The 21830-nt window shown below is 57.9% G+C and carries 21 protein-coding genes; 12 read left to right on the top strand and 9 right to left on the bottom strand.

Translation table 11 applies throughout. The features are described 5' to 3' along the window. Positions 1-43 precede the first annotated feature (43 nt). Positions 44-949, top strand: coding sequence for a 23S rRNA pseudouridine(2605) synthase RluB (gene rluB, locus ACMGG9_RS12475; RefSeq protein WP_033643266.1), 906 nt, complete (start codon positions 44-46; stop codon positions 947-949). 39 nt (positions 950-988) lie between these two features. Here the strand turns inward: rluB and cobO are convergent, their stop codons facing one another. Both cobO and ACMGG9_RS12465 read right to left on the bottom strand, forming a co-directional pair. Next, positions 989-1579 (bottom strand): cob(I)yrinic acid a,c-diamide adenosyltransferase, encoded by a 591-nt coding sequence (cobO, locus tag ACMGG9_RS12470; RefSeq protein ID WP_197755896.1) that lies wholly within the window; start codon positions 1577-1579, stop codon positions 989-991. Positions 1580-1592: 13 nt separating this feature from the next. After that, the gene (locus ACMGG9_RS12465) at positions 1593-2354 is read right to left on the bottom strand and encodes a YciK family oxidoreductase (protein WP_197755897.1); all 762 of its coding nucleotides are present in this window, start codon (positions 2352-2354) and stop codon (positions 1593-1595) included. A gap of 359 nt (positions 2355-2713) precedes the next feature. On the opposite strand from ACMGG9_RS12465, the gene sohB reads away from it, so the two are divergent. Next, positions 2714-3760 (top strand): protease SohB, encoded by a 1047-nt coding sequence (gene sohB / locus ACMGG9_RS12460; RefSeq protein WP_072627554.1) that lies wholly within the window; start codon positions 2714-2716, stop codon positions 3758-3760. Between the two features lie 50 nt (positions 3761-3810). Here sohB and ACMGG9_RS12455 read toward each other — a convergent pair whose 3' ends face one another. Further along, on the bottom strand, positions 3811-4062 hold the full coding sequence (locus ACMGG9_RS12455; RefSeq protein ID WP_033650243.1) for a YciN family protein: 252 nt from the start codon (positions 4060-4062) through the stop codon (positions 3811-3813). Positions 4063-4488: 426 nt separating this feature from the next. On the opposite strand from ACMGG9_RS12455, the gene topA reads away from it, so the two are divergent. The 5 genes from topA to acnA all read left to right on the top strand — a co-directional run bounded on the left by topA (position 4489) and on the right by acnA (position 12272). Next, on the top strand, positions 4489-7086 hold the full coding sequence (gene topA / locus ACMGG9_RS12450) for a type I DNA topoisomerase (protein WP_015378045.1): 2598 nt from the start codon (positions 4489-4491) through the stop codon (positions 7084-7086). Positions 7087-7447: 361 nt separating this feature from the next. Continuing rightward, the gene (gene cysB / locus ACMGG9_RS12445) at positions 7448-8422 is read left to right on the top strand and encodes an HTH-type transcriptional regulator CysB (RefSeq protein ID WP_004930690.1); all 975 of its coding nucleotides are present in this window, start codon (positions 7448-7450) and stop codon (positions 8420-8422) included. Positions 8423-8604: 182 nt separating this feature from the next. Then, positions 8605-9132, top strand: coding sequence for a DUF2778 domain-containing protein (locus ACMGG9_RS12440; protein ID WP_414162252.1), 528 nt, complete (start codon positions 8605-8607; stop codon positions 9130-9132). After that, entirely contained in the window at positions 9125-9376 is a 252-nt protein-coding gene (locus ACMGG9_RS12435; protein ID WP_414162251.1) for a hypothetical protein, read from the top strand. The genes ACMGG9_RS12440 and ACMGG9_RS12435 overlap by 8 nt, the downstream gene beginning before the upstream one ends. A 223-nt stretch (positions 9377-9599) precedes the next feature. After that, on the top strand, positions 9600-12272 hold the full coding sequence (acnA, locus tag ACMGG9_RS12430; RefSeq protein WP_042784668.1) for an aconitate hydratase AcnA: 2673 nt from the start codon (positions 9600-9602) through the stop codon (positions 12270-12272). Between the two features lie 57 nt (positions 12273-12329). Here acnA and ribA read toward each other — a convergent pair whose 3' ends face one another. After that, positions 12330-12923: a GTP cyclohydrolase II gene (gene ribA / locus ACMGG9_RS12425; RefSeq protein ID WP_019452695.1), complete on the bottom strand. Its 594-nt coding sequence runs from the start codon at positions 12921-12923 to the stop codon at positions 12330-12332. 279 nt (positions 12924-13202) lie between these two features. Here ribA and pgpB point away from each other — a divergent pair, with 279 nt between their 5' ends. The 3 genes from pgpB (at position 13203) to lapB (ending at position 15747) form a co-directional block, all read left to right on the top strand. Beyond that, positions 13203-13967 (top strand): phosphatidylglycerophosphatase B, encoded by a 765-nt coding sequence (gene pgpB / locus ACMGG9_RS12420; protein WP_414162250.1) that lies wholly within the window; start codon positions 13203-13205, stop codon positions 13965-13967. A 298-nt stretch (positions 13968-14265) separates the two neighbouring features. Further along, complete coding sequence (locus ACMGG9_RS12415) at positions 14266-14568, top strand: LapA family protein (protein WP_033643257.1); 303 nt, start codon at positions 14266-14268, stop codon at positions 14566-14568. 6 nt (positions 14569-14574) lie between these two features. After that, entirely contained in the window at positions 14575-15747 is a 1173-nt protein-coding gene (gene lapB / locus ACMGG9_RS12410; protein WP_342170864.1) for a lipopolysaccharide assembly protein LapB, read from the top strand. A 61-nt stretch (positions 15748-15808) separates the two neighbouring features. Here lapB and ACMGG9_RS12405 read toward each other — a convergent pair whose 3' ends face one another. Together ACMGG9_RS12405 and bhsA are read right to left on the bottom strand one after the other, a co-directional pair. Next, the gene (locus tag ACMGG9_RS12405) at positions 15809-16108 is read right to left on the bottom strand and encodes a hypothetical protein (protein WP_108680864.1); all 300 of its coding nucleotides are present in this window, start codon (positions 16106-16108) and stop codon (positions 15809-15811) included. A 172-nt stretch (positions 16109-16280) separates the two neighbouring features. Next, on the bottom strand, positions 16281-16541 hold the full coding sequence (bhsA, locus tag ACMGG9_RS12400) for a multiple stress resistance protein BhsA (RefSeq protein ID WP_033643254.1): 261 nt from the start codon (positions 16539-16541) through the stop codon (positions 16281-16283). Between the two features lie 329 nt (positions 16542-16870). Here bhsA and pyrF point away from each other — a divergent pair, with 329 nt between their 5' ends. Together pyrF and yciH are read left to right on the top strand one after the other, a co-directional pair. Further along, positions 16871-17599 (top strand): orotidine-5'-phosphate decarboxylase, encoded by a 729-nt coding sequence (gene pyrF / locus ACMGG9_RS12395; protein WP_369605800.1) that lies wholly within the window; start codon positions 16871-16873, stop codon positions 17597-17599. Between the two features lie 10 nt (positions 17600-17609). Then, positions 17610-17936 carry a stress response translation initiation inhibitor YciH gene (gene yciH / locus ACMGG9_RS12390; protein ID WP_004930637.1) on the top strand — a complete coding sequence of 109 codons (327 nt, stop codon included), beginning with the start codon at positions 17610-17612 and terminating at the stop codon, positions 17934-17936. Between the two features lie 188 nt (positions 17937-18124). Here yciH and osmB read toward each other — a convergent pair whose 3' ends face one another. The 3 genes from osmB to ACMGG9_RS12375 all read right to left on the bottom strand — a co-directional run bounded on the left by osmB (position 18125) and on the right by ACMGG9_RS12375 (position 21830). Next, positions 18125-18343: an osmotically-inducible lipoprotein OsmB gene (gene osmB / locus ACMGG9_RS12385; protein WP_004930634.1), complete on the bottom strand. Its 219-nt coding sequence runs from the start codon at positions 18341-18343 to the stop codon at positions 18125-18127. A 257-nt stretch (positions 18344-18600) separates the two neighbouring features. Further along, positions 18601-19347, bottom strand: coding sequence for a DNA-binding transcriptional regulator YciT (locus ACMGG9_RS12380; RefSeq protein WP_004930631.1), 747 nt, complete (start codon positions 19345-19347; stop codon positions 18601-18603). A 50-nt stretch (positions 19348-19397) separates the two neighbouring features. Then, entirely contained in the window at positions 19398-21830 is a 2433-nt protein-coding gene (locus ACMGG9_RS12375) for a formate C-acetyltransferase/glycerol dehydratase family glycyl radical enzyme (RefSeq protein ID WP_213587735.1), read from the bottom strand.

Raw genomic sequence — 21830 nt, 5'->3', positions numbered from 1 at the left:
TTATCCCCCCGACGCCTGTGAAGGCGACATTAGAGGTTGCTCAATGAGCGAAAAGTTACAGAAAGTATTAGCGCGCGCCGGGCACGGCTCGCGTCGTGAAATCGAAACCATGATTGAAGCCGGGCGCGTCAGCGTCGACGGCAAGGTCGCCAAGCTGGGCGATCGCGTTGAAGTGACCCCGGCGATGAAAATTCGTCTGGATGGTCATGTCCTGTCGATCAAAGAGTCCGAAGAGGTGGTCTGCCGCGTGCTGGCTTACTACAAACCGGAAGGTGAGCTGTGTACCCGCAGCGATCCTGAAGGCCGCCCGACGGTGTTCGATCGCTTGCCGAAGCTGCGCGGTTCGCGCTGGGTGGCGGTAGGGCGACTGGACGTCAACACTTCCGGTCTGCTGCTGTTCACCACCGATGGTGAACTGGCCAACCGTCTGATGCACCCAAGCCGTGAAGTGGAACGCGAGTACGCGGTGCGCGTGTTTGGCCAGGTCGACGATGCGAAAGTGAAGCAGCTGAGCAAAGGCGTGCAACTGGAAGACGGCCCGGCCGCGTTCCGCACCATCAGCTTCCAGGGCGGTGAAGGCCTCAACCAATGGTACAACGTGACCCTGACCGAAGGCCGCAACCGTGAAGTGCGTCGCCTGTGGGAAGCGGTGGGCGTGCAGGTGAGCCGCCTGATCCGCGTACGCTACGGCGATATCGATCTGCCGAAGGGCCTGCCGCGCGGCGGCTGGGCCGAGCTGGATCTGCCGGCGATCAACTACCTGCGCGAGCTGGTTGAATTGAAACCGGAAACGGTCAGCAAGATGCCGGTGGAGCGTGAGCGCCGCCGCGTGAAGGCTAACCAAATCCGTCGCGCGGTCAAGCGTCACTCGCAGGTGGCCGGCAGCGGCCGTCGCAGTGCGCCGGGCAGCAAACCGAGTAAATCGGGCAAACCGAGCAAACGCAGCTAATCCCGTCATTCTGGCCCCGTTCGGGGCCAGAACGTTTTGTTACCAATCGATCCCCTGTTGCGCCTTGATGCCCGCGTCGAACGCGTGTTTCACCGGCCGCATCTCCGTAACCGTATCCGCCATTTCCAGCAGCTCGCGATGGCAACCGCGCCCGGTCAGTATCACCGTTTGGTGCTCAGGGCGCTGCCGCAGCGCTTCTTTGAGCTCTTCCAGCTCCAGATAGCCGTAGGTCAACATGTAGGTCACTTCGTCCAGCAGCACCAGATCCAGGCAGCTGTCGGCCAGCATGCGTTTGCCGTGCTGCCACACCGCCTGGCAGGCGGCGGTGTCGCCTGCCTTGTTCTGCGTCTCCCAGGTGAAGCCGGTAGCCATCACCTGAAATTCAACGCCATGTTGCTGCAGCAGATTCTTTTCGCCATTGGGCCACTCGCCCTTGATGAACTGGATCACCCCGGCGCGCATGCCGTGACCGACCGCGCGGGTGACGGTGCCGAAGGCGGCGGTGGTTTTGCCTTTGCCGTTGCCGGTAAACACCAGCAGCAGGCCGCGGGTGTCCTGCGCCGCGGCGATGCGTGCATCGACCTGTTCTTTCAGGCGCTGCTGGCGCTGTTGATGACGATCTTCCGCCATGAAACGCTCCTTATTATTCGGCCGCGCCGGGTTTGCGGTTCGGCTGGGCGTCGAAGCTCATGCCGGTTTTTCGCCGGCTGTCCTCACCCATCAGATACAGGTACAGCGGCATGATGTCAGCCGGGGTTTTCAGCTTGTTTTTGTCTTCGTGCGGGAAGGCGGATGCGCGCATTTTGGTGCGAGTTCCGCCCGGATTGATGCAGTTTACCCGCAAATTACGATTTTTGTATTCATCGGCCAATACCTGCATCATGCCTTCGGTGGCGAACTTCGACACCGCATAAGCGCCCCAGTCGGCGCGGCCGGTGCGCCCGACGCTGGAACTGGTGAACACCAGCGACCCGGCGTGGGATTTCAGCAGCAGCGGCAGCAGCGCCTGAGTCAGCATAAAGGTGGCGTTGACGTTAACCTGCATCACCTCTTGCCACATGGTTATCGACAGGTTGGCCATCGGCGCAATGTCGCCCAGCAGGCCGGCGTTGTGCAGCACGCCGTCCAGGCGCGGAATTTGGCGCGCCAGATCGTCGGCTATCTGCCGGCATTGCTCCGGCGTGGCGTGCAGCAAGTCGAGCGTGACCACCAGGGCCGGGGCGCCGCCCTGGGCCGCGATCTCTTGTTGTACCGCCAGCAGTTTGCTCTCGGTGCGTCCCAGCAGCACTAACTGGGCGCCGAAGCGAGCGTAGGTCAGCGCCGCTTCGCGGCCGATGCCGTCTCCGGCGCCGGTGACCAAAATAATGCGTTGTTCGAGCAGATCTTGTTTGGGTTGGTAATGCACGATAAATCCTCGCCTGGGTGGCTGTTCTCCCGCGTATCGTGGGGAGCAAGGGTGAAACGCGCGGCCAGGGCGGGAGCGAGAGCTCGACCTTCTGCGGGCCGCGCAGCGAATCTGTCTCATCATATTGATGAATAATGGGTGTTATATGCCTTAATCCGTACGCATTTTCAATGCGTAGCAGGCTGAAATGGCATTCTTTTGTAACAAAAGCGGCGTGGCGGCGGCTTGGTTCGGCCTTGAATCGTCCCCATAGTGACGTGCAGAACGCAATGAATTTTCATTTAGCCGCGACAGCAGGCGCTGCGGTTGGCTAAAATGGAAAGAATCATACTAACAACCTGTAAATAAAGGCGGAATCTGTGGAGTTTATATCTGTTTATGGCCTGTTTCTGGCCAAGGTCGCCACGGTGGTGCTCGCCATCGCCGCGTTGGCCATCCTGGCGGTCAGTCTGGGGCAACGCAAGAGCCGCCAGAAAGGCGAGCTGCAGCTGACCGATCTCGGTGAGCAGTATCGCGAAATGCAGCGCGATATGCGCCTGGCGCGTATGGATACTGCCGAGCAAAAGGTTTGGCTGAAACAGTTCAAGAAGCAGACCAAATCTGATGACAAATTGAAGAAGCAGCGCGCCAAATCCGGCGCGGTGGAAGTGGCCAAGCCGTGCCTGTACGTGTTGGACTTCAAGGGCAGCATGGATGCGCACGAGGTGACGTCGCTGCGCGAAGAGATCTCCGCGGTGCTGGCGGTGGCCTCGGCGCAGGATGAAGTCCTGCTGCGTCTGGAAAGCCCAGGCGGGGTGGTGCACGGCTACGGCCTGGCGGCTTCGCAGCTGGAGCGCTTGCGCAAAGGCGGCATCCGCCTGACGGTGGCGGTGGATAAAGTGGCGGCCAGCGGCGGCTACATGATGGCCTGCGTCGCGGATCGCATCGTGGCGGCGCCGTTCGCCATCATCGGTTCCATCGGCGTGGTGGCGCAGATCCCGAATTTCCACCGCCTGCTGAAGAAGAACGACATCGACGTGGAGCTGCATACCGCCGGGCAGTTTAAACGTACGCTGACGCTGTTCGGTGAAAATACCGAGCAGGGGCGCGAGAAGTTCCGCGAAGATCTGAACGAAACGCACGAGCTGTTCAAACGCTTCGTGCACGAGCAGCGCCCGTCGCTGGACATCGACAACGTCGCCACCGGTGAGCACTGGTTCGGGACCCAGGCCAAAGAGAAAGGCCTTATCGACGCCATCGGCACCAGCGACGATTTGTTGATCGCCGAGTTGGATAACCATGAAGTGATCGCCGTACGCTATGCACGTCGTAAACGTTTGATGGATCGTTTCACCGGCAGCGCGGCGGAAAGCGTCGATCGTTTGCTGTTGCGCTGGTGGCAGCGCGGGGAAAAGCCGTTGTTGTAAGGCGAGAAGAGCAGGAATCAACGGGGGCCAGGCGCCCCCGTTTTGTTTTCTCAATCGACCAAATGGTATTTTTCCGAAAGCAGGTGAGCCAAATGTTTAAACATATTAAATACGGCGGTGGTTTTTGCGGTGGGCAATCCATCGGCATCTAAAAAGTATTCGCCGCGAAAAACTAAAACGCCGCTTTTTTGTTCAACGTCGGTGGCGATCATGCCGTGCAGATAATCTTCGTGTTGGCGGATGATGTTATTTGCTTCCGCCAGCAGGGCCTCGCGGCCGATAGGTGCAGTATTCTTGTGCATTATTAGACTCCAAACAAAAAACGCTGCGCATATTCTAACGCCGGTTCGCTTTTATCCGCAAACCGACTAAGGTTTATTTGCCGTCTGGATGGCCATGGGCGGCGGCCGGTTGGCGAAATCTGCCTTTCCGTGCTAATTAGGTTGCGTGACGCTTTTTATCAGGTACAGTGTGGGATTTTGCGGCGTCGGGTGGAAGGTTTTGTTTACGCCATGAATAAAACTCACACAGCCATACTTCTGGGGCATGGGTGAATAGCAGGCAGGATCAACAACTTGCGTTCAGGTTGAGCAGTTGGGCAACCAAAAGAAAAAAATCTGTTGATCTCTTGCCAGACTGCCGCAATATAAAAAAAGAGACACGAATTGCCGCGGCACGGCGAGATAAAAGACTTCTTTTTAGAAGAAATAAATTAGGTAAAGGTAAATATGGGTAAAGCTCTCGTAATAGTTGAGTCCCCGGCAAAAGCCAAAACTATTAATAAATATTTAGGAAGTGACTACGTGGTGAAGTCCAGCGTCGGTCATATCCGTGATTTGCCGACCAGTGGCTCAGCCAGCAAAAAGAGCGCTGACTCAACCGAAGACAAAGCCAAGAAAAAAGTTAAAAAAGATGAGAAGGCGGCGCTGGTAAATCGCATGGGCGTCGACCCTTACCACGGCTGGAAAGCGCATTATGAAATCCTGCCGGGTAAAGAAAAAGTGGTCGCCGAGTTAAAATCGTTGGCGGAAAACGCCGACCACATTTATCTCGCAACCGACCTTGACCGCGAAGGGGAAGCCATCGCCTGGCACCTGCGGGAAGTGATCGGTGGGGATGACAAACGCTTTAGCCGCGTGGTGTTTAACGAAATCACCAAAAACGCGATCCAACAGGCGTTCAAACAGCCGGGCGAGCTGAACATTGACCGCGTCAACGCGCAGCAGGCGCGCCGGTTTATGGACCGCGTGGTGGGCTATATGGTCTCGCCGCTGCTGTGGAAAAAAATCGCCCGCGGCCTGTCCGCCGGCCGCGTACAGTCGGTGGCGGTGCGTCTGGTGGTTGAGCGCGAACGCGACATCAAGGCGTTCGTGCCGGAAGAGTACTGGGAGCTGCATGCCGATCTGCTGGCGAAGGGTGAAACCGCGCTGCAGATGGAAGTGACCCATGCGCACGACAAACCGTTCAAACCGGTCAACCGCGAGCAGACGCACGCCGCGGTCAAGTTGCTGGAAAAAGCCCGCTACACGGTGCTGGATCGCGAAGACAAACCGACCAGCAGCAAGCCGGGCGCGCCTTTCATTACCTCCACGCTGCAACAGGCCGCCAGCACCCGCCTGAGCTTCGGCGTGAAGAAAACCATGATGATGGCGCAACGGCTGTATGAAGCCGGTCACATCACCTATATGCGTACCGACTCCACCAACCTGAGCCAGGATGCGCTCAACATGGTGCGTGGCTACATCGGCGACAACTTCGGCGATAAATACCTGCCGAAGGCGCCGAATCAGTACAGCAGCAAAGAGAATTCGCAGGAAGCGCACGAAGCGATCCGTCCTTCGGACGTGAACGTGCTCGCCGAACAGCTCAAAGACATGGAAGCGGACGCGCAGAAACTGTATCAGCTGATCTGGCGTCAGTTCGTCGCCTGCCAGATGACGCCGGCGCAATACGATTCCACCACGCTGACGGTGAAAGCCGGCGATTATCAGCTGCGCGCCAAGGGCCGTACGCTGCGCTTTGACGGCTGGACCAAGGTGATGCCGGCTCTGCGCAAAGGCGATGAAGATCGCACGTTGCCGTTCGTCGAAATCGGCAGCGAGCTGGATCTGCAGAAACTGATCCCGAGCCAGCACTTCACCAAGCCGCCGGCGCGCTACAGCGAAGCCTCGCTGGTGAAAGAGCTGGAAAAACGCGGCATCGGCCGTCCGTCCACTTACGCCTCCATCATCTCGACCATTCAGGATCGCGGTTATGTGCGGGTGGAAAGCCGCCGTTTCTATGCCGAGAAAATGGGTGAGATCGTCACCGATCGTCTGGAAGAGAACTTCCGCGAGCTGATGAACTATGACTTCACCGCGCGCATGGAAGACGGCCTCGATGAGGTCGCCAACAACCAGGCCGAGTGGAAAGCGGTGCTGGACGAATTCTTCGTTGATTTCAGCGAGCAGCTTGAAACGGCGGAGAAGGATCCGGAAGAAGGCGGCATGCGGCCTAACCAGATGGTGATGACCAGCATCGACTGCCCGACCTGCGGCCGCAAGATGGGCATCCGTACCGCCAGCACCGGGGTCTTCCTCGGCTGTTCCGGCTACGCGCTGCCGCCGAAGGAACGTTGCAAAACCACCATCAACCTGGTGCCGGAAGCGGAAGTGCTCAACATCCTCGAAGGCGACGACGCGGAAACCAACGCGCTGCGCGCCCGCCGCCGCTGCCAGAAATGCGGTACGGCGATGGACAGCTATCTGATCGACAACCAGCGCAAGCTGCACGTCTGCGGTAACAACCCGGCGTGTGACGGCTATGAGATAGAAGAGGGCGAGTTCCGTCTGAAAGGCTATGATGGCCCGGTGGTGGAGTGCGACAAGTGCGGCTCGGAAATGCACCTGAAAATGGGGCGTTTCGGCAAGTACATGGGCTGCACCAACGAGAACTGCAAAAACACCCGCAAGATCCTGCGTAACGGCGATGTCGCGCCGCCGAAGGAAGATCCGGTGCCGTTGCCGGAGCTGCCGTGCGAGAAGTCCGACGCCTATTTCGTGCTGCGTGACGGCGCTGCCGGCGTGTTCCTGGCGGCCAACACCTTCCCTAAATCGCGCGAGACCCGTGCGCCGCTGGTGGAAGAACTGGCTCGCTTCAAGGATCGTCTGCCGGAGAAACTACGCTACCTGGCCGATGCGCCGGTGGCGGATGCCGAAGGCAACAAAACGCTGGTGCGTTTCAGCCGTAAAACCAAGCAGCAGTACGTCTCCTCTGAAAAAGACGGCAAGGCGACCGGTTGGTCCGCGTTCTACGTGGACGGCAAGTGGGTCGAAGGCAAGAAGTAAGGCCGATGTCCTGACCGCAAGATGAAAAACCAGCCCTGGCGGCTGGTTTTTTTATTGGTGAAAAGGGGCAAACGGATCTATCCTTTGCTGTTTTTATCCCTCCGACACTGCCGTTTCACGTTGATACCCATGCAAAATAATCGTTATCATAGTGTGACGCGGATCTATACTTGAAGCTGCATCGTGGTATAGTGGTTATATAAAAAGTTTTTTTATTATTAAAGCTTATTAACAACGGCGTTTTCTTCACCATCAGGGTAGAACACGGGGTTTATGGCTTGTGAGTTTCAGCATACCGGGGCGACACCGATATACCTGGCTGCGGGTAAGCCGCAGTGTTTAACCTAGGATGGTATAAGATATGAAATTGCAGCAGCTTCGTTACATTGTGGAAGTGGTTAACCACAACCTGAATGTCTCCTCGACGGCAGAAGGGCTCTATACCTCTCAACCCGGCATCAGCAAACAGGTGCGCATGCTCGAAGATGAGCTGGGCATCCAGATTTTCGCCCGCAGCGGCAAGCACCTGACCCAGGTCACCCCCGCCGGCCAGGAAATCATTCGCATCGCGCGTGAAGTGCTGTCCAAGGTAGACGCCATCAAGGCCGTCGCCGGTGAACACACCTACCCGGATAAAGGCTCGCTGTACGTCGCCACCACGCATACCCAGGCTCGCTACGCCTTGCCCAACGTGATCAAAGGCTTCATTGAGCGTTACCCGCGTGTCTCGCTGCACATGCATCAGGGCTCGCCGACGCAGATCGCCGAAGCGGTCTCCAAGGGCACCGCTGATTTCGCCATCGCCACCGAAGCGCTGCACCTGTATGACGATCTTATCATGCTGCCGTGCTACCACTGGAACCGTGCGGTGGTGGTGAAGCCCGATCATCCTTTGGCGGGCAAAAGCAGCATCAGCATTGAAGAACTGGCGGCTTACCCGATCGTCACTTACACCTTCGGCTTTACCGGCCGCTCGGAGCTGGACACCGCCTTCAACCGCGCCGGCCTGACGCCGCGCATCGTCTTTACCGCCACTGATGCCGACGTGATTAAAACCTATGTGCGTTTGGGATTGGGGGTAGGGGTGATCGCCAGCATGGCGGTGGATCCGGTACAGGATCCGGATCTGGTGACGGTGGATGCGCGCGATATCTTCACCTACAGCACCACTAAAATCGGCTTCCGCCGCAGCACCTTCCTGCGCAGCTACATGTACGACTTCATTCAGCGCTTCGCGCCGCACCTGACGCGCGACGTGGTCGACAGCGCAGTGGCGCTGCGCTCCAACGAAGAAATTGAAGCGATGTTCAAGGACATCAAGCTGCCGATTAAGTAATCGTTGACGATATCAAATCAAACCCGGTTAGGCGCCTGCCAAACCGGGTTTTTTTAGCCCGGAAACCCGCACCTTCCTTGTTTCTCAGGATCATCCTGAAAAGCCACCGTCCTCTTTTCAACCCGTTCACCTCTAAGTAGACTGCAAAACGTTCGGATCATTGAATAAGGAAATTCAACGTTATGCAGATATGCAGGCTTAACTACAACGATGCTTCTCCAGATCGCCGCGTGCTGAAACTCCACGTCTACGGCGTGGGGACATTTCCGGTGTTTTCAGGCAAGCCGAGTATGCTAAATCGCCCTGATTGCTCTTTCAGAGACAAAGGGGCGCTACCCCCTGGGCAGTATTGGATTGTTGATCGCCCTCATGGGAGTATACGAAACCAGCTGGAGTCATTAGGTAAAGACATATGGCATGGAACAAACCATTCTACATGGCTTGGTTTGTTCAGTTTCCAAACGCTTACCGATAATTTGTGGATTAATGGACAAAACCGAGGCGGTTTTCGCATTCATCCATTGAGACCTAATGGTGAAGGAGAATCATGGGGTTGCATTACCTTCTATCATATTACTGATTTTAATCGATTTCGACACGCACTCGTCCAACGTAGAAAATTCAAAATTCCTGGCTCACGTGTAGGTATCATGACCTATGGTAGGGTAGATGTTACGGGTTCAACTAACTACGAGGCTTGCGATGTTTAAGAATCTGATGCTGTTTGCAACTTGTTTCATAGCGTCGTTTTTTATTCTTAACAAAATCCCGGTGCTTAAAAACCTGGTTGATATGACTGTAAATCAGGTTGGTGATTGGATGAATGCCGCTAACATAGCGAAAAGTGATGGAGAGTTTGATCCTGCGTTTCTACCCGTGGTGATGACCTATATGTTGCTCGTAACATTTATTTTAATGGTCGTCATCAAAAGTTTAATGCGCAAACCCCGCTAAAGCCGCGAGATTTCCGCTGCCAAAACGCCGCCTCGTTGCGGCGTTTTCGTTGACGCGTAGCCTAACCCCTTGGCTGCGCTCGCACTTCCTTCTTCTTGATTGTTCTCACCTATCGCTGTGATCAAATCGTGTTGTTATCAAAACGTTAACTTATCTTTGTGGTATCTTTAAACAAGACCTCACTGATTACCCTGTTTTAATCACAATAAGAAATGGAGGAGCTATGTCGTCCGATCTTCGTGAAACAAGTCTGGATAAGCTGGTTGCGCTGAATAGCGAATATTACTACTACAGTCTGCCGCTGGCGGCGAAGCAGCTGGGTGATATCGACCGGTTGCCGAAATCAATGAAAGTGCTGTTGGAGAACCTGCTGCGCCATGTGGATGGCGATACCGTGCAGGTTGACGACCTCAAGGCCATCGTCGCCTGGTTGCAAACCGGCCATGCTGACCGTGAGATCGCCTACCGTCCGGCGCGCGTGCTGATGCAGGATTTTACCGGCGTTCCGGCGGTGGTGGATCTGGCGGCGATGCGTGAAGCGGTGCGGCGGCTGGGCGGCAATGTCGACCAGGTGAACCCGCTGTCACCGGTGGATCTGGTGATTGACCACTCGGTTACCGTCGATGAATTCGGCGATGACAACGCCTTCGAAGACAACGTTCGTATCGAAATGCAGCGCAACCACGAGCGCTACACCTTCCTGCGCTGGGGGCAGAAAGCCTTCAACCGTTTCCGCGTGGTGCCGCCGGGCACCGGCATCTGCCACCAGGTCAACCTCGAATACCTCGGCCAAACGGTGTGGCACAGTGACGAAAGCGGTCGCCGCGTGGCCTATCCGGATACGCTGGTGGGCACCGATTCCCACACCACCATGATCAACGGCCTGGGCATTCTCGGCTGGGGCGTCGGTGGTATCGAAGCGGAAGCGGCGATGCTGGGCCAGCCGGTGTCGATGCTGATCCCGGACGTCGTCGGCTTTAAGCTGACCGGCAAGCTCCGCGAGGGCATTACCGCCACCGACCTGGTGCTGACCGTCACCCAAATGCTGCGTAAGCACGGCGTTGTTGGCAAGTTCGTCGAGTTTTACGGCGACGGCCTGGCCGATCTGCCGTTGGCGGACCGGGCGACCATCGCCAACATGTCGCCGGAGTTCGGCGCCACCTGCGGTTTCTTCCCGGTAGATGACGTCACGCTCGGCTACATGAAACTCAGCGGCCGCAGCGCCGAACAAATCGCGCTGGTGGAAGCCTACGCCAAGGCGCAGGGCATGTGGCGCAACCCGGGGGATGAGCCGGTATTCACCAGCTCGCTGGCGCTGGATATGTCGACGGTCGAGGCCAGCCTCGCCGGGCCGAAACGCCCGCAGGATCGCGTCGCGTTGCCGAATGTGCCGCAGGCGTTCAAGGCCGCCACCGAGTTGGATATCGGCGGCCACAAGACCAAGGCAGACAGCAAACCCTTTACGCTGGATGGGCAGCAGCACGAGCTGCACGACGGCGCGGTGGTGATCGCGGCGATCACCTCCTGCACCAACACCTCCAACCCGAGCGTGATGATGGCGGCCGGCCTGCTGGCGAAAAACGCCGTCAAGAAAGGGCTGCGCAGCAAGCCTTGGGTAAAAACGTCGTTGGCGCCGGGTTCCAAAGTGGTGACCGACTACTTCGACAGCGCCAAGCTCACCGCTTATCTGGAAGAACTGGGGTTCAACCTGGTGGGATATGGCTGTACCACCTGTATCGGCAACTCCGGGCCGCTGCCGGATCCTATCGAGCAGGCGATCAAAGAGGGCGATCTGACCGTGGGCGCGGTGCTGTCGGGCAACCGTAACTTCGAAGGGCGCATCCACCCGCTGGTGAAAACCAACTGGCTGGCCTCACCGCCGCTGGTTGTGGCGTATGCGCTGGCGGGCAGCATGAAGATCGACCTGACCAAAGAGCCGCTGGGCGAGGGCAATGACGGTCAACCGGTCTACCTGAAGGACATCTGGCCGAGCAGCCAGGACATTGCTCAGGCGGTGGAAGAAGTGCGCACCGAGATGTTCCACAAAGAATACGGCGAAGTGTTCGATGGCGACGCCAACTGGCAGGCGATCCAGGTGACCGGTTCGGCGACCTATCAATGGCAGGAGGATTCTACCTATATCCGCCATCCTCCGTTTTTCAGCACCATGAAGGTGAAGCCGGATCCGGTGCAGGACATCAAGGACGCGCGCATTCTGGCGATTCTGGCCGATTCGGTGACCACCGACCACATCTCGCCGGCGGGCAACATCAAGCGCGACAGCCCGGCGGGGCGTTACCTGAGCGAGCACGGCGTGGCGCCGCAGGACTTTAACTCCTACGGTTCGCGCCGCGGAAACCATGAAGTAATGATGCGCGGCACCTTCGCCAACATCCGCATCCGCAACGAAATGGTGCCGGGCGTGGAGGGGGGCTATACCCGCCATATTCCGTCGCAGCAGCAACTGTCTATCTACGACGCCGCCATGCAGTACCAGCAGGAGCAAGTGCCGCTGGCGGTGATCGCCGGTAAAGAGTACGGTTCCGGCTCCAGCCGCGACTGGGCGGCGAAAGGGCCGCGCCTGCTGGGCGTGCGGGTGGTGATCGCCGAATCTTTCGAGCGTATTCACCGCTCCAACCTGATAGGCATGGGTATTTTGCCGCTGGAGTTCCCGCAGGGGGTGACGCGCAAAACGCTGGGGCTGACCGGGGACGAGCAGATCAGCGTCGGCGGCCTGCAACAGCTGCAGCCGGGCCAGACGGTGCCGGTACATATTACCTATGCCGACGGGCGCAAGGAGGTGATCGACACCCGTTGCCGCATCGATACCGGCAATGAGCTGACCTACTACGAAAACGACGGCATCCTGCACTACGTAATCAGGAAAATGCTGTAAATCGGGCAGTAAAAAGGGCGCCGCAAGGCGCCCTGATTGTTTTCACCGTGGCGGCGATCACTTCTGGTCGAGCAAATGGCCCATTTTGGCGGCCTTGGTGGCCAGATAGTGTTCGTTCTTCGGATTGCGGCCGACGATCAGCGGCACGCGCTCGCTGATATTGATACCGGCTTCGGTCAGGATCTCGACCTTTTTCGGGTTGTTGGTCAGCAAGCGCACCGCGTCGACGCCCAGCAGTTTGAACATGTCGGCGCACAAGGTGAAGTCGCGTTCGTCGGCGGCGAAGCCGAGCTGATGGTTGGCTTCCACGGTGTCTGCGCCCTTATCCTGCAGGGCATAGGCGCGGATCTTGTTCAACAGGCCGATATTGCGGCCCTCCTGGCGATGATAAAGCAGAATGCCGCGGCCTTCTTCGGCGATCTGCTCCAGCGCGGCTTCCAGCTGAAAACCGCAGTCGCAGCGCAGGCTGAACAACGCGTCGCCGGTCAGACATTCGGAATGCACGCGTGCGAGCACCGGCGCTTCACCGGAAATATCACCGAAAACCAGCGCCAGATGATCGTGCCCGGTCGCCAGTTCTTCGAATCCTACCATCAGGAAATCGCCCCAAGGTGTCGGCAGTTTAGCCTCTGCCACCCGTTTAAGCTGCATGTCACTCTCCACAAAAACCTACGATTCAATCATTGTCGCGCATCCTAAGTCCGGTTTAGTGCATTGACCAAGACTAAAACGTGCTACGCCGATCTCTATTTCGTTAATTATCGGCTATTTTGCCACAACTTCTTGCCGGGCGGTGCTCAGCAAACCAGCAGATGGCGTTTTCTGGCCACCTATTATTGCGATAGGTTGTCTATCTGTTTAATTTTTCGCGTGTTATCAAGATTGCACTCTTGTTACACTGCAGCCTGATTCACGCAGAGGAAAACGGGTATGTATGAGATAGCAAAACGCACGGCGGGCGGCGCGTTGCTGCTGCTGTTGATGCCGTTGGCGGTCTGGGTATCCGGCTGGCACTGGCAACCCGGCGGCAATGACCGGCTGCTGAAAGCGCTGTACTGGGTGACCGAAACCGTGACCTCGCCGTGGGGCATTCTGACCAGCGCGATCCTCTGCGGTTGGTTTTTGTGGTGCCTGCGCTTTCGGCTGAAGCCGGCCATCGGTCTGGCGATGCTGCTTTTCGCCGCGCTGGTGATTGGGCAGGGCGTGAAGTCGTTGATCAAGGATCGGGTGCAAGAACCGCGTCCTTTCGTGGTGTGGTTGGAGCAAACCCACGGCGTGGACGGCAAGTATTTCTACTCGCTGCAGCGCAAAGAGCGCAGCGCGCTGGTGCGCGAGCAACTGCAAGACCAGACGCTGGTGCCTAGCTGGCTGCGCAAGCACTGGCAGTTTGAAACCGGCTTTGCTTTTCCGTCGGGGCACACCATGTTCGCCGCCACCTGGGCGCTATTGGGCATAGGGCTGCTGTGGCCGCGCCGCCATTACAAAACCGTCGCGATCCTGATGGTGTGGGCGGCCGGGGTAATGGGCAGCCGCTTGCTGCTGGGCATGCACTGGCCGCGCGATCTGGCGATGGCCACGTTGATCAGCTGGTTGCTGGTGGTGATCACCTGCTGGCTGGCGCAGCGCTGGTTCGGTCCTCTGACGCCGCCGCCGCAAGAGCAGCAGGAAATCGCGGTGCGCAAGCCGGAGAAATGAACGTTATGTGACCATGTCACAAAAAGCGCGGCGCCAGATCGGCGCCGCATTAACCGCTTACATTTTCCCGCCATTGCAATCCGCGCCGTCGCCCCCATATCCTTATAAATTCGACGTTTTGAGAAGCTTTCTCATCAATTTGTTCGTTAAAGCCGTTTACTGCCGAATATGCCAGCAGATATGTGGTTTTATCGTGCCGCAGGGTTTCCCTGCCGCAACGGGAAATGCTAACTTAAGGGTTAGGGACGCCACTTTTTGGCATCGTTCATCCGATTCACTCGGCATCGCGGGAAAGAATGTGAAATATTTGCTGATTTTTTTGTTGGTTCTGGTGATCTTCGTGATTTCCGTCACCTTGGGTGCGCATAACGATCAGGTGGTCAATTTTAACTATCTGGTTGCGCAGGGCGATTATCGCGTATCGACCCTGTTGGCCACGCTGTTTGGCGCCGGTTTCATTCTCGGCTGGATCATTTGCGGTCTGTTCTATCTGCGTACGCGCATTGCGCTGGGCCGCGCCGAGCGCAAGATCAAAAGGCTGGAGCTGCAGCTTGAGCAGCCCGCTGAACCGGCGGCTCAGGCCGTTGTCAGCAAGGAATAACCCTCTATGTTAGAACTGCTGTTTCTGTTGCTGCCCGTGGCTGCCGCGTACGGTTGGTACATGGGGCGCAGAAGCGCTCAGCAGGATAAACAGCAAGAAGCCAACCGCCTGTCGCGTGAATACGTGGCAGGGGTGAACTTTCTGCTTTCAAACCAGCAGGATAAGGCGGTCGATCTGTTCCTCGACATGTTGAAAGAGGACAGTAACACCGTTGAGGCCCACCTGACGTTGGGCAACCTGTTCCGCTCGCGCGGCGAAGTCGACCGCGCTATCCGCATCCATCAGGCCTTGATGGAAAGCGCTTCCCTGACCTTTGAGCAGCGCCTGTTGGCGGTGCAGCAGCTGGGCCGTGACTATATGGCCGCCGGGCTTTATGACCGCGCGGAAGACATGTTCAGCCAGTTGACTGACGAAGCGGATTTTCGCGTCTCGGCGCTGCAGCAACTGCTGGTGATCCATCAGGCGACCAGCGACTGGCAGAAAGCGATCGACGTGGCGGAGAAGTTGGTCAAGCTGGGCAAAGAGAAACAACGCGTCGAGATCGCGCACTTTTATTGTGAACTGGCGCTGCAGGCGATGGGCAGCGACGATCTCGATCGGGCGATGAGCCTGCTCAAGCGTGCGGACGCGGCCGATAAACAGTGCGCGCGCGTGTCCATCATGTTCGGGCGCATTCACATGGCGCAAAACGACTACGCCAAAGCGGCGGAGTCGCTGCAACGCGTATTGAGTCAGGATAAAGAGCTGGTCAGCGAAACGCTGCCGATGCTGCAGGAATGCTACCGGCACCTGCCGGAACAGCAGCACAACTGGGCTGATTTCCTGAAGCGCTGCGTGGAAGAAAACACCGGCGCAACCGCCGATCTGATGCTGGCCGAAATCATCGAGCAGCACGAAGGGCGCGACGTGGTGCAGGTCTATATCAACCGTCAGCTGCAGCGTCACCCCACTATGCGGGTGTTTTATCGGCTGATGGATTATCACCTTGCGGACGCTGAAGACGGCCGTGCGAAAGAGAGTCTGCTGTTGTTGCGCGATATGGTCGGTGAGCAAATTCGCACCAAGCCGCGTTACCGCTGCCACAAATGTGGCTTCACGGCGCACTCGCTCTATTGGCATTGTCCGTCGTGTCGCGCCTGGTCATCGGTTAAACCGATCCGCGGTCTGGACGGACAATAGCGCGGCGGTGAGACAAAACAAAACGGGGCGATTGATCGCCCCGTTTTTCTATGTTCATCGCTTACTTTTTCTTGCCGCCTTTAGCGCCGGTTTTCAATAGCTGACGCAGCTTCTTCAGCTCTTTCTGGCTCAGAGGCTGTTCGATTTCTTCTTCGGTGCTTTGATTGTCGATCTCGCCGTGGTGCAGGTCGTCCGTTTTCTTGGCCGGTTTTTCTGCCTTGACGACGGGCGCGTTGAAGCTGCTTTCCAGGCGCTGGCACACTTCCACGCTCAATGAAAATTCGTTTTCAGCGGCGGCGGCGCGGATTTTCTCCTTCAGTGCCAGAGGAATTTTAATGGTAAGTGTTGATATCTCGCTCATTTTGAAAGCCTTTCTGCAGGAAGATGCCTTCAAGCTAAGCCACTGGCGATCGGGTGTCTAGTGTGTAATAAAAATTTAATATTTTTGTAACAATAAAGGGCGGGGCAAATGCGGGGTTTTCAAGCGGGAAACAGAGGCAGGGCCCGAAAACTCGGGCCCTGTACCGGAAACCTTATTTGTAGATGATCGCGGTGCCGCTCAACATGTTGTTACCGCCGGCGGAGATAATGCGGTAGCTGCTGGCGCCCTGAGCATCTGCTTTAGCGGCCAGTTTTTTCTCCAGGCTGCTGAGGGTGGTTGCGTGGCCTGCGGAAACGACGCCGGTCGCGGTCAGGCTATCGGCCTGCTGGCTGTTGATCGGCTCAGCGGCCAAAGTGGCGAAAGAGGTCAGTGCGATAGCGGCAGCGGCTGCAAAATATTTGATGGTTTTCATGGGTGACTCCAGTCTGTTTATTTAGGAAGGAAGCCATTCGCTTCCGATGTGGTGAATAATAAAGCATCTGGGCCGATTGAAAATCTGATAATGCTGAGCAAGTGATTCAAAATATTTGATTGATAATTTACGCATCTTTACGGCGTTTTACGCTGCGTGGTTTATTGCTGACGCGCTTACGTTGACGCGCCATGACAAAGACGCAAGGTAACATGACAGAGCGCCGGTGCGCGCTGTGGCTGGGATTTCTGGCCCCTGGCATGTAGAATGCGGCGGTCAGTTTCGCGGGTGAGTCCCTGATTATCTCCATTTTACAGAAGGTAGAAGAAATGAAGTCTGAAAATAACGCTAATAACAATGACTTAAAATCATCTCCAATCGTTGTGGCGTTGGATTACGCCGATAAGAACGCTGCGCTGGCGTTCGCCGACCGTATCGATCCGCAAGACTGCCGGCTGAAAGTGGGCAAAGAAATGTTCACGCTGTTTGGACCACAGCTGGTGCGCGATCTGCACGGGCGCGGCTTCGACGTATTTCTTGACCTGAAATTCCACGATATTCCCAATACCACGGCGCATGCGGTAGCCGCAGCGGCCGAGCTGGGCGTTTGGATGGTCAATGTGCATGCCAGCGGCGGCGCGCGCATGATGACCGCCGCTAAAGAAGCGCTGGTGCCATACGGGGCGGATGCGCCGCTGCTGATCGCCGTCACGGTGCTGACCAGCATGGAAGCGGAAGACCTTCGCGGCATCGGCATCGAGGCGAGTCCGGCAGAACACGCCGAGCGCCTGGCGCGCCTGACCCGCGACTGCGGGCTGGACGGCGTGGTATGTTCGGCACACGAAGCGCAGCGCCTGAAGGCCGCCTGCGGGCAGGCTTTCCAACTGGTGACGCCGGGGATCCGCCCTGAAGGCAGCGCGGCGGGCGATCAGCGTCGTATTATGACGCCGGTGCAGGCGCAGGCCGCCGGCGTGGACTATATGGTGATTGGGCGTCCGATCACCCAATCTGCGGATCCGGCCGCGACGCTGCGCGCGATCCGCGCCTCTTTGGCCTGAGGAAGCGATGATGAATGACGATAACAGCCGTCTGGTGTATTCCACGGACACCGGTCGCATCAAGCAGGAAGAGGTTAAACCGCAACGCGCCAAGGGCGATGGCGTCGTGCGCATCCAGCGCCAGACCAGCGGCCGCAAGGGGAAGGGCGTGTGCCTGATTACCGGCGTCGATCTGGATGATGCCGCGCTCGACAAACTGGCGGCCGAACTGAAAAAGAAATGCGGCTGCGGCGGATCGGTGAAAGAGGGAGTCATCGAGATCCAGGGCGATAAACGCGATCTGCTCAAACAGCTGCTGGAAGCCAAAGGCATGAAGGTCAAACTGGCGGGCGGTTGAGGCGAATCGCCATGCCGCAGTGCAATGCTGCGGCATGGCTAGAGGTTGTTGCTGCCGGGGGTTAACCCGTTAACGGCAAAAGAACCATAGACTTAAAGTAAAACAGACCTGAAATCATCGTTATTGGTTAATACGTCAAAGCGCCGAGGCGCTTTTGCCCGCCTGTCGGCGGAGGAGCATCGGGCAGGTTATTTGCCAACCTGGTGACCGATGATGCCGCCCACCGCAGCCCCACCCAGCGTGCCCAAAGCGCTGCCGTTGGTCAGCACTGCGCCGCCGACTGCACCGGCGCCGGCGCCGATAGCGGTGTTGCGATCGCGTTTGGACATGTTGGAACAGGCGCTCAGTGAAAACGCCAGAGTCAGAGCCAGAGCGGCGGTGGCGAAACGTTTATTGATAATCATCATAATGACTTCTCCTTAGCATTGGCTATATGGAAGTGCCCTATAAGTATAGGCGTTAACCATAAATCAGGCCTGCTGTTGATTCCCATGCGGTATCGATATAAAAAATGGCATTTTTGTTAACGGCCGAATAATTAGCGGGTTACGGCCCAAAAGTTACCGAAGCTGAGTATAGGTTTCTCGGGAAGGATAAACAGGTAAATAGTCTTAAAATCCCGCTGCGCAAGGGAAACGGCGGGCGGCGTGGCCCGCGCGGCGCGTTATTCGTTGACCAGCTCCACCTGTACTCCCTGACGTTTCAGCTGATGCTGATACTCCAGCGCCAAACGTGAATCGGTGATCACCCGGCTGATTTGCCCCGGCTGCGCCAGCGGGTTAGGCTGGATCTGGCCGAATTTGCTGGAATCCGTCAGCACGATATTCTCCACGCCCTTGGCCAGCACCGCGCTGACCACATCGGCGCGCATCATGTCGCGGCCGGTAAAGCCGGTTTCGGCCTGAAAGCCGTCAATGCCGATAAACGCTTTGTTGAAATGCACCTGCTGAATGCACAGCCGCGTGAGCGGGCCGACCACGGTCTCGCTTTTCTTCTGGTACATGCCGCCCAACACAATCACGTCGCAGTCGGTTTCTTTGAGCAGGTTGGCGATGTAGTGGCTGACGGTGATCAGCGTAATGCGCTTGCGTTCGGCGATGTAGCGCGCCAGCAGGGCATTGGCGCTGCCGCTCTCAATAAAAATCGTCTCGCCGTCGTTGACCTGCGCGGCGGCGTACTGCGCCAATCGTTGCTTAAGGGTGAAATTGGACATCATGCGGGCGTCGACGTCGTCGCTTTCCAACGCCACGGCGGAGCCGTGCACCCGCTTCAGATAACTGCGTTTTTCCAGCAGGTTGAGATCCTGCCGGATGGTGACTTCCGAGACGCCCGAAGCGCGCGCCAGCTCATTGACGCTGATCCGGCGGCGATCGTTAACCAACTGCAATATGGTCTGTTGTCGTAAATTCATATCGGCCTGATGATGCGGCCGCCAAGGCGCGGCCGCTAAGAGTCAAAGGTTTAAAGAGTATGTTCTGTGCGCGCAATAATATCATCCTGCGCCTCAGGGGATAATGCGGTAAAGAAGGCGGAATAGCCAGCTACGCGAACCACTAAATCACGATATTGGTCAGGGTGTTGCTTCGCCGCCAGCAGCGTTTCGCGCGACACAATGTTGTACTGCACATGCCAGCCGCGATAGCTCTCGAAGAAGGTGCGCAACATCAGCATCAGCTTCTCCCGATCGCGCGGGTTGTCCAGCGTCGCCGGGTTCAGCTTTTGATTGAGCAACACGCCGCCGAGGATCGCCTCGGTCGGCAACTTGGCGAGCGAATTGAACACCGCCGTTGGCCCCAGGTGGTCGGTGCCGGACGCCGGGCTGGCGCCTTCCGCCAGCGGCGCGTGCGCCTTGCGGCCATCCGGCGTGGCCAGGGTAGCGGCGCCGAAGGGCACGTTGGCCGAAATCGACGAGGTGCCGGCGTAGTAGCCGCCGCCGATCGGCCCGCGGCCGAAGCGGGTGTTGCGGTACTGTTTCAGTTCTTCGATGTAGGTTTGGTAGGCGCGCACCAGCAGCCGATCGACCTCGTCCACATCGTTGCCGTATTTGGGCGCAGCGTTAAGCAGCCGCTGACGCAGCTGTTCGCCATCCAGCCCGGCGAAGTCTTCGGCCAGCGCGGTCGCCAGCTGCTGCTGGCCGATCGCCCCTTGGTCGAACACCAGTTTGCGCACCGCCGCCAGGCTGTTGCCCAAGTTGGCGATGCCGACCTGCAGGCCGGAAACCCAATCGTATTTGGCGCCGCCTTGCTTGATGCTTTTGCCGCGTTCAATGCAGTCATCCACCAGTGCGGAGCAGAGGATATCGTGAGCGTTCTCCTCCAGCACGCTGTCCACCACGCATTCGATCTCAATTGACTTGCGCGTGTAGTAGCGGATTTGCCGATCCCAGGCGGTTAAGACCTGCTCGAAATCGGCGAAGTTTCCTTTGGACAGCGCCTGTTCCTGCGGCAGGAAAATCTGCCCGGACGTGGCGTCGCGGCCTTGTTCCAGCGCCGCCAGCAGCACGCGGGCGAAGTTGATGAAGCTCATGCCGGTGCAGCGATAGCCCCATTTGCCGCCGACGGCGGTCTCGATACAGCCGATGGCGGCGTAGTCGTAAGCGTCCTGCGGTTCGACCCCCAGCTTGATGAACTCGGGAATGACAATTTCGTCGTTATTGAATGCCGGCATGCCGAAACCGCAGCGGATCACCTGTACGCAGGCGTCGAGGAAATCGGCGCTCATCCCGGCGTGGTAACGCACGCTGAGGTTGGGCTGGGTGGAGCGCAGGCGGCCACAGGATTCGAGAATGGCGTAGGACAGCGGATTGACCGCGTCGCACGGCCGGCCATCGACCAGTTTTTGCCCGCCGATGGTGACGTTCTGGTACAGCGGGCTGCCGGCGGAGGCCTTGGAGTGCGAGCCGGAGCGGATCTTGTTGACCTCCAGCAGCTTCAGCCAGCAGCTGTGCAGCAGCTCGATGGCGTTTTCCCGCGTCAGGTTTTGCTCCAGCTCCACGTCGCGCCGATACCAGGGATAGAGATACTGATCGAGGCGGCCAAAGGAAACCGAATGGCCGTTGGATTCGATCTGCAACGTCAGCTGGATGAAATAGCACAGCTGCAGCGCCTGCCAGAAGGTTTGCGGCGGGCGATGGGCGATCCGGTCGCAGTTGTCTGCGATAGCCAGCAGCTCGGCGCATCGCCAGTCGCGGGCTTCGTTTTGCGCCATGTCGCGTGCCAGGCGGGCGAAGCGCAGGATGTGTTCGCTCAGCGCCGTCAGCACAATATCGATAGCGTTGAGAAACTGCGCCTTGTGCAGATCTTCCCACTCGGTCAGACGCAGGCGGCTGCGGCGCGCGCGCACCTTTTCACGCAGGCCATCGAGGCCTAACTCCAGCAGCAGCGGGAAGTTGACCGCCAGATGGGCGTCGCCGGAGGTCATATTGCCCTCGGCCTTGATGATGCCGGTGGCCAGCAACGCCTTTTGTTCGTCGGTGAACATGCCGTAGCAGCGATCCTGCACCGTTTGGCCGCGCCACCAGGGGCACAGACGATGCAAAATTGCCTTGTTCTCGTCGCTGACCGAAAAACCGGCGCCCGGCCGGTCGGCCAACTGGTCTATTTCGTTTTCTATCCAGCCGACGGTGTATTCGGGGAAGATCGGCGCGGCGCGCAGCTCGCTGGCCTGGTTGCCGACGATCAGCTCGTCGTTGGCGATCCAGATGCTGCGTTTCGCCAGATGGTTGGCCAACGCCAGGGCGCGGCGCACCGGCAGCGGCTTGTCCTGATGCTGCTGATAGGCCTCGGTATAGTGCTGCGCGCGTTCGGTGCACACCGGCGGTTTGACGATGTGAATCAGCGCATTCTTATGCGCCTGGATACGGGCGCTCAGGGTAGTCAAATCCAACGTGGTCAT

The sequence above is a fragment of the Serratia sp. BNK-10 genome (assembly GCF_047456065.1).
Lineage (GTDB): Bacteria > Pseudomonadota > Gammaproteobacteria > Enterobacterales > Enterobacteriaceae > Serratia > Serratia ureilytica.
The sequence above is the reverse complement of the archived record's forward strand: the minus strand, read 5'-3'. Positions and strand labels throughout refer to the sequence as shown.

Coding starts and splice junctions, on each gene's coding strand:
- ACMGG9_RS12380 (WP_004930631.1), bottom strand. CDS start 19,347: ATGAATTTACGACAACAGACCATATTGCAGTTGGTTAACGATCGCCGC.
- ACMGG9_RS12405 (WP_108680864.1), bottom strand. CDS start 16,108: ATGAGCGAGATATCAACACTTACCATTAAAATTCCTCTGGCACTGAAG.
- pyrF (WP_369605800.1), top strand. CDS start 16,871: ATGAAGTCTGAAAATAACGCTAATAACAATGACTTAAAATCATCTCCA.
- osmB (WP_004930634.1), bottom strand. CDS start 18,343: ATGATGATTATCAATAAACGTTTCGCCACCGCCGCTCTGGCTCTGACT.
- ACMGG9_RS12375 (WP_213587735.1), bottom strand. CDS start 21,830: ATGACCACGTTGGATTTGACTACCCTGAGCGCCCGTATCCAGGCGCAT.
- lapB (WP_342170864.1), top strand. CDS start 14,575: ATGTTAGAACTGCTGTTTCTGTTGCTGCCCGTGGCTGCCGCGTACGGT.
- ribA (WP_019452695.1), bottom strand. CDS start 12,923: ATGCAGCTTAAACGGGTGGCAGAGGCTAAACTGCCGACACCTTGGGGC.
- acnA (WP_042784668.1), top strand. CDS start 9,600: ATGTCGTCCGATCTTCGTGAAACAAGTCTGGATAAGCTGGTTGCGCTG.
- ACMGG9_RS12440 (WP_414162252.1), top strand. CDS start 8,605: ATGCAGATATGCAGGCTTAACTACAACGATGCTTCTCCAGATCGCCGC.
- rluB (WP_033643266.1), top strand. CDS start 44: ATGAGCGAAAAGTTACAGAAAGTATTAGCGCGCGCCGGGCACGGCTCG.
- ACMGG9_RS12435 (WP_414162251.1), top strand. CDS start 9,125: ATGTTTAAGAATCTGATGCTGTTTGCAACTTGTTTCATAGCGTCGTTT.
- cobO (WP_197755896.1), bottom strand. CDS start 1,579: ATGGCGGAAGATCGTCATCAACAGCGCCAGCAGCGCCTGAAAGAACAG.
- cysB (WP_004930690.1), top strand. CDS start 7,448: ATGAAATTGCAGCAGCTTCGTTACATTGTGGAAGTGGTTAACCACAAC.
- ACMGG9_RS12455 (WP_033650243.1), bottom strand. CDS start 4,062: ATGCACAAGAATACTGCACCTATCGGCCGCGAGGCCCTGCTGGCGGAA.
- bhsA (WP_033643254.1), bottom strand. CDS start 16,541: ATGAAAACCATCAAATATTTTGCAGCCGCTGCCGCTATCGCACTGACC.
- pgpB (WP_414162250.1), top strand. CDS start 13,203: ATGTATGAGATAGCAAAACGCACGGCGGGCGGCGCGTTGCTGCTGCTG.
- yciH (WP_004930637.1), top strand. CDS start 17,610: ATGAATGACGATAACAGCCGTCTGGTGTATTCCACGGACACCGGTCGC.
- topA (WP_015378045.1), top strand. CDS start 4,489: ATGGGTAAAGCTCTCGTAATAGTTGAGTCCCCGGCAAAAGCCAAAACT.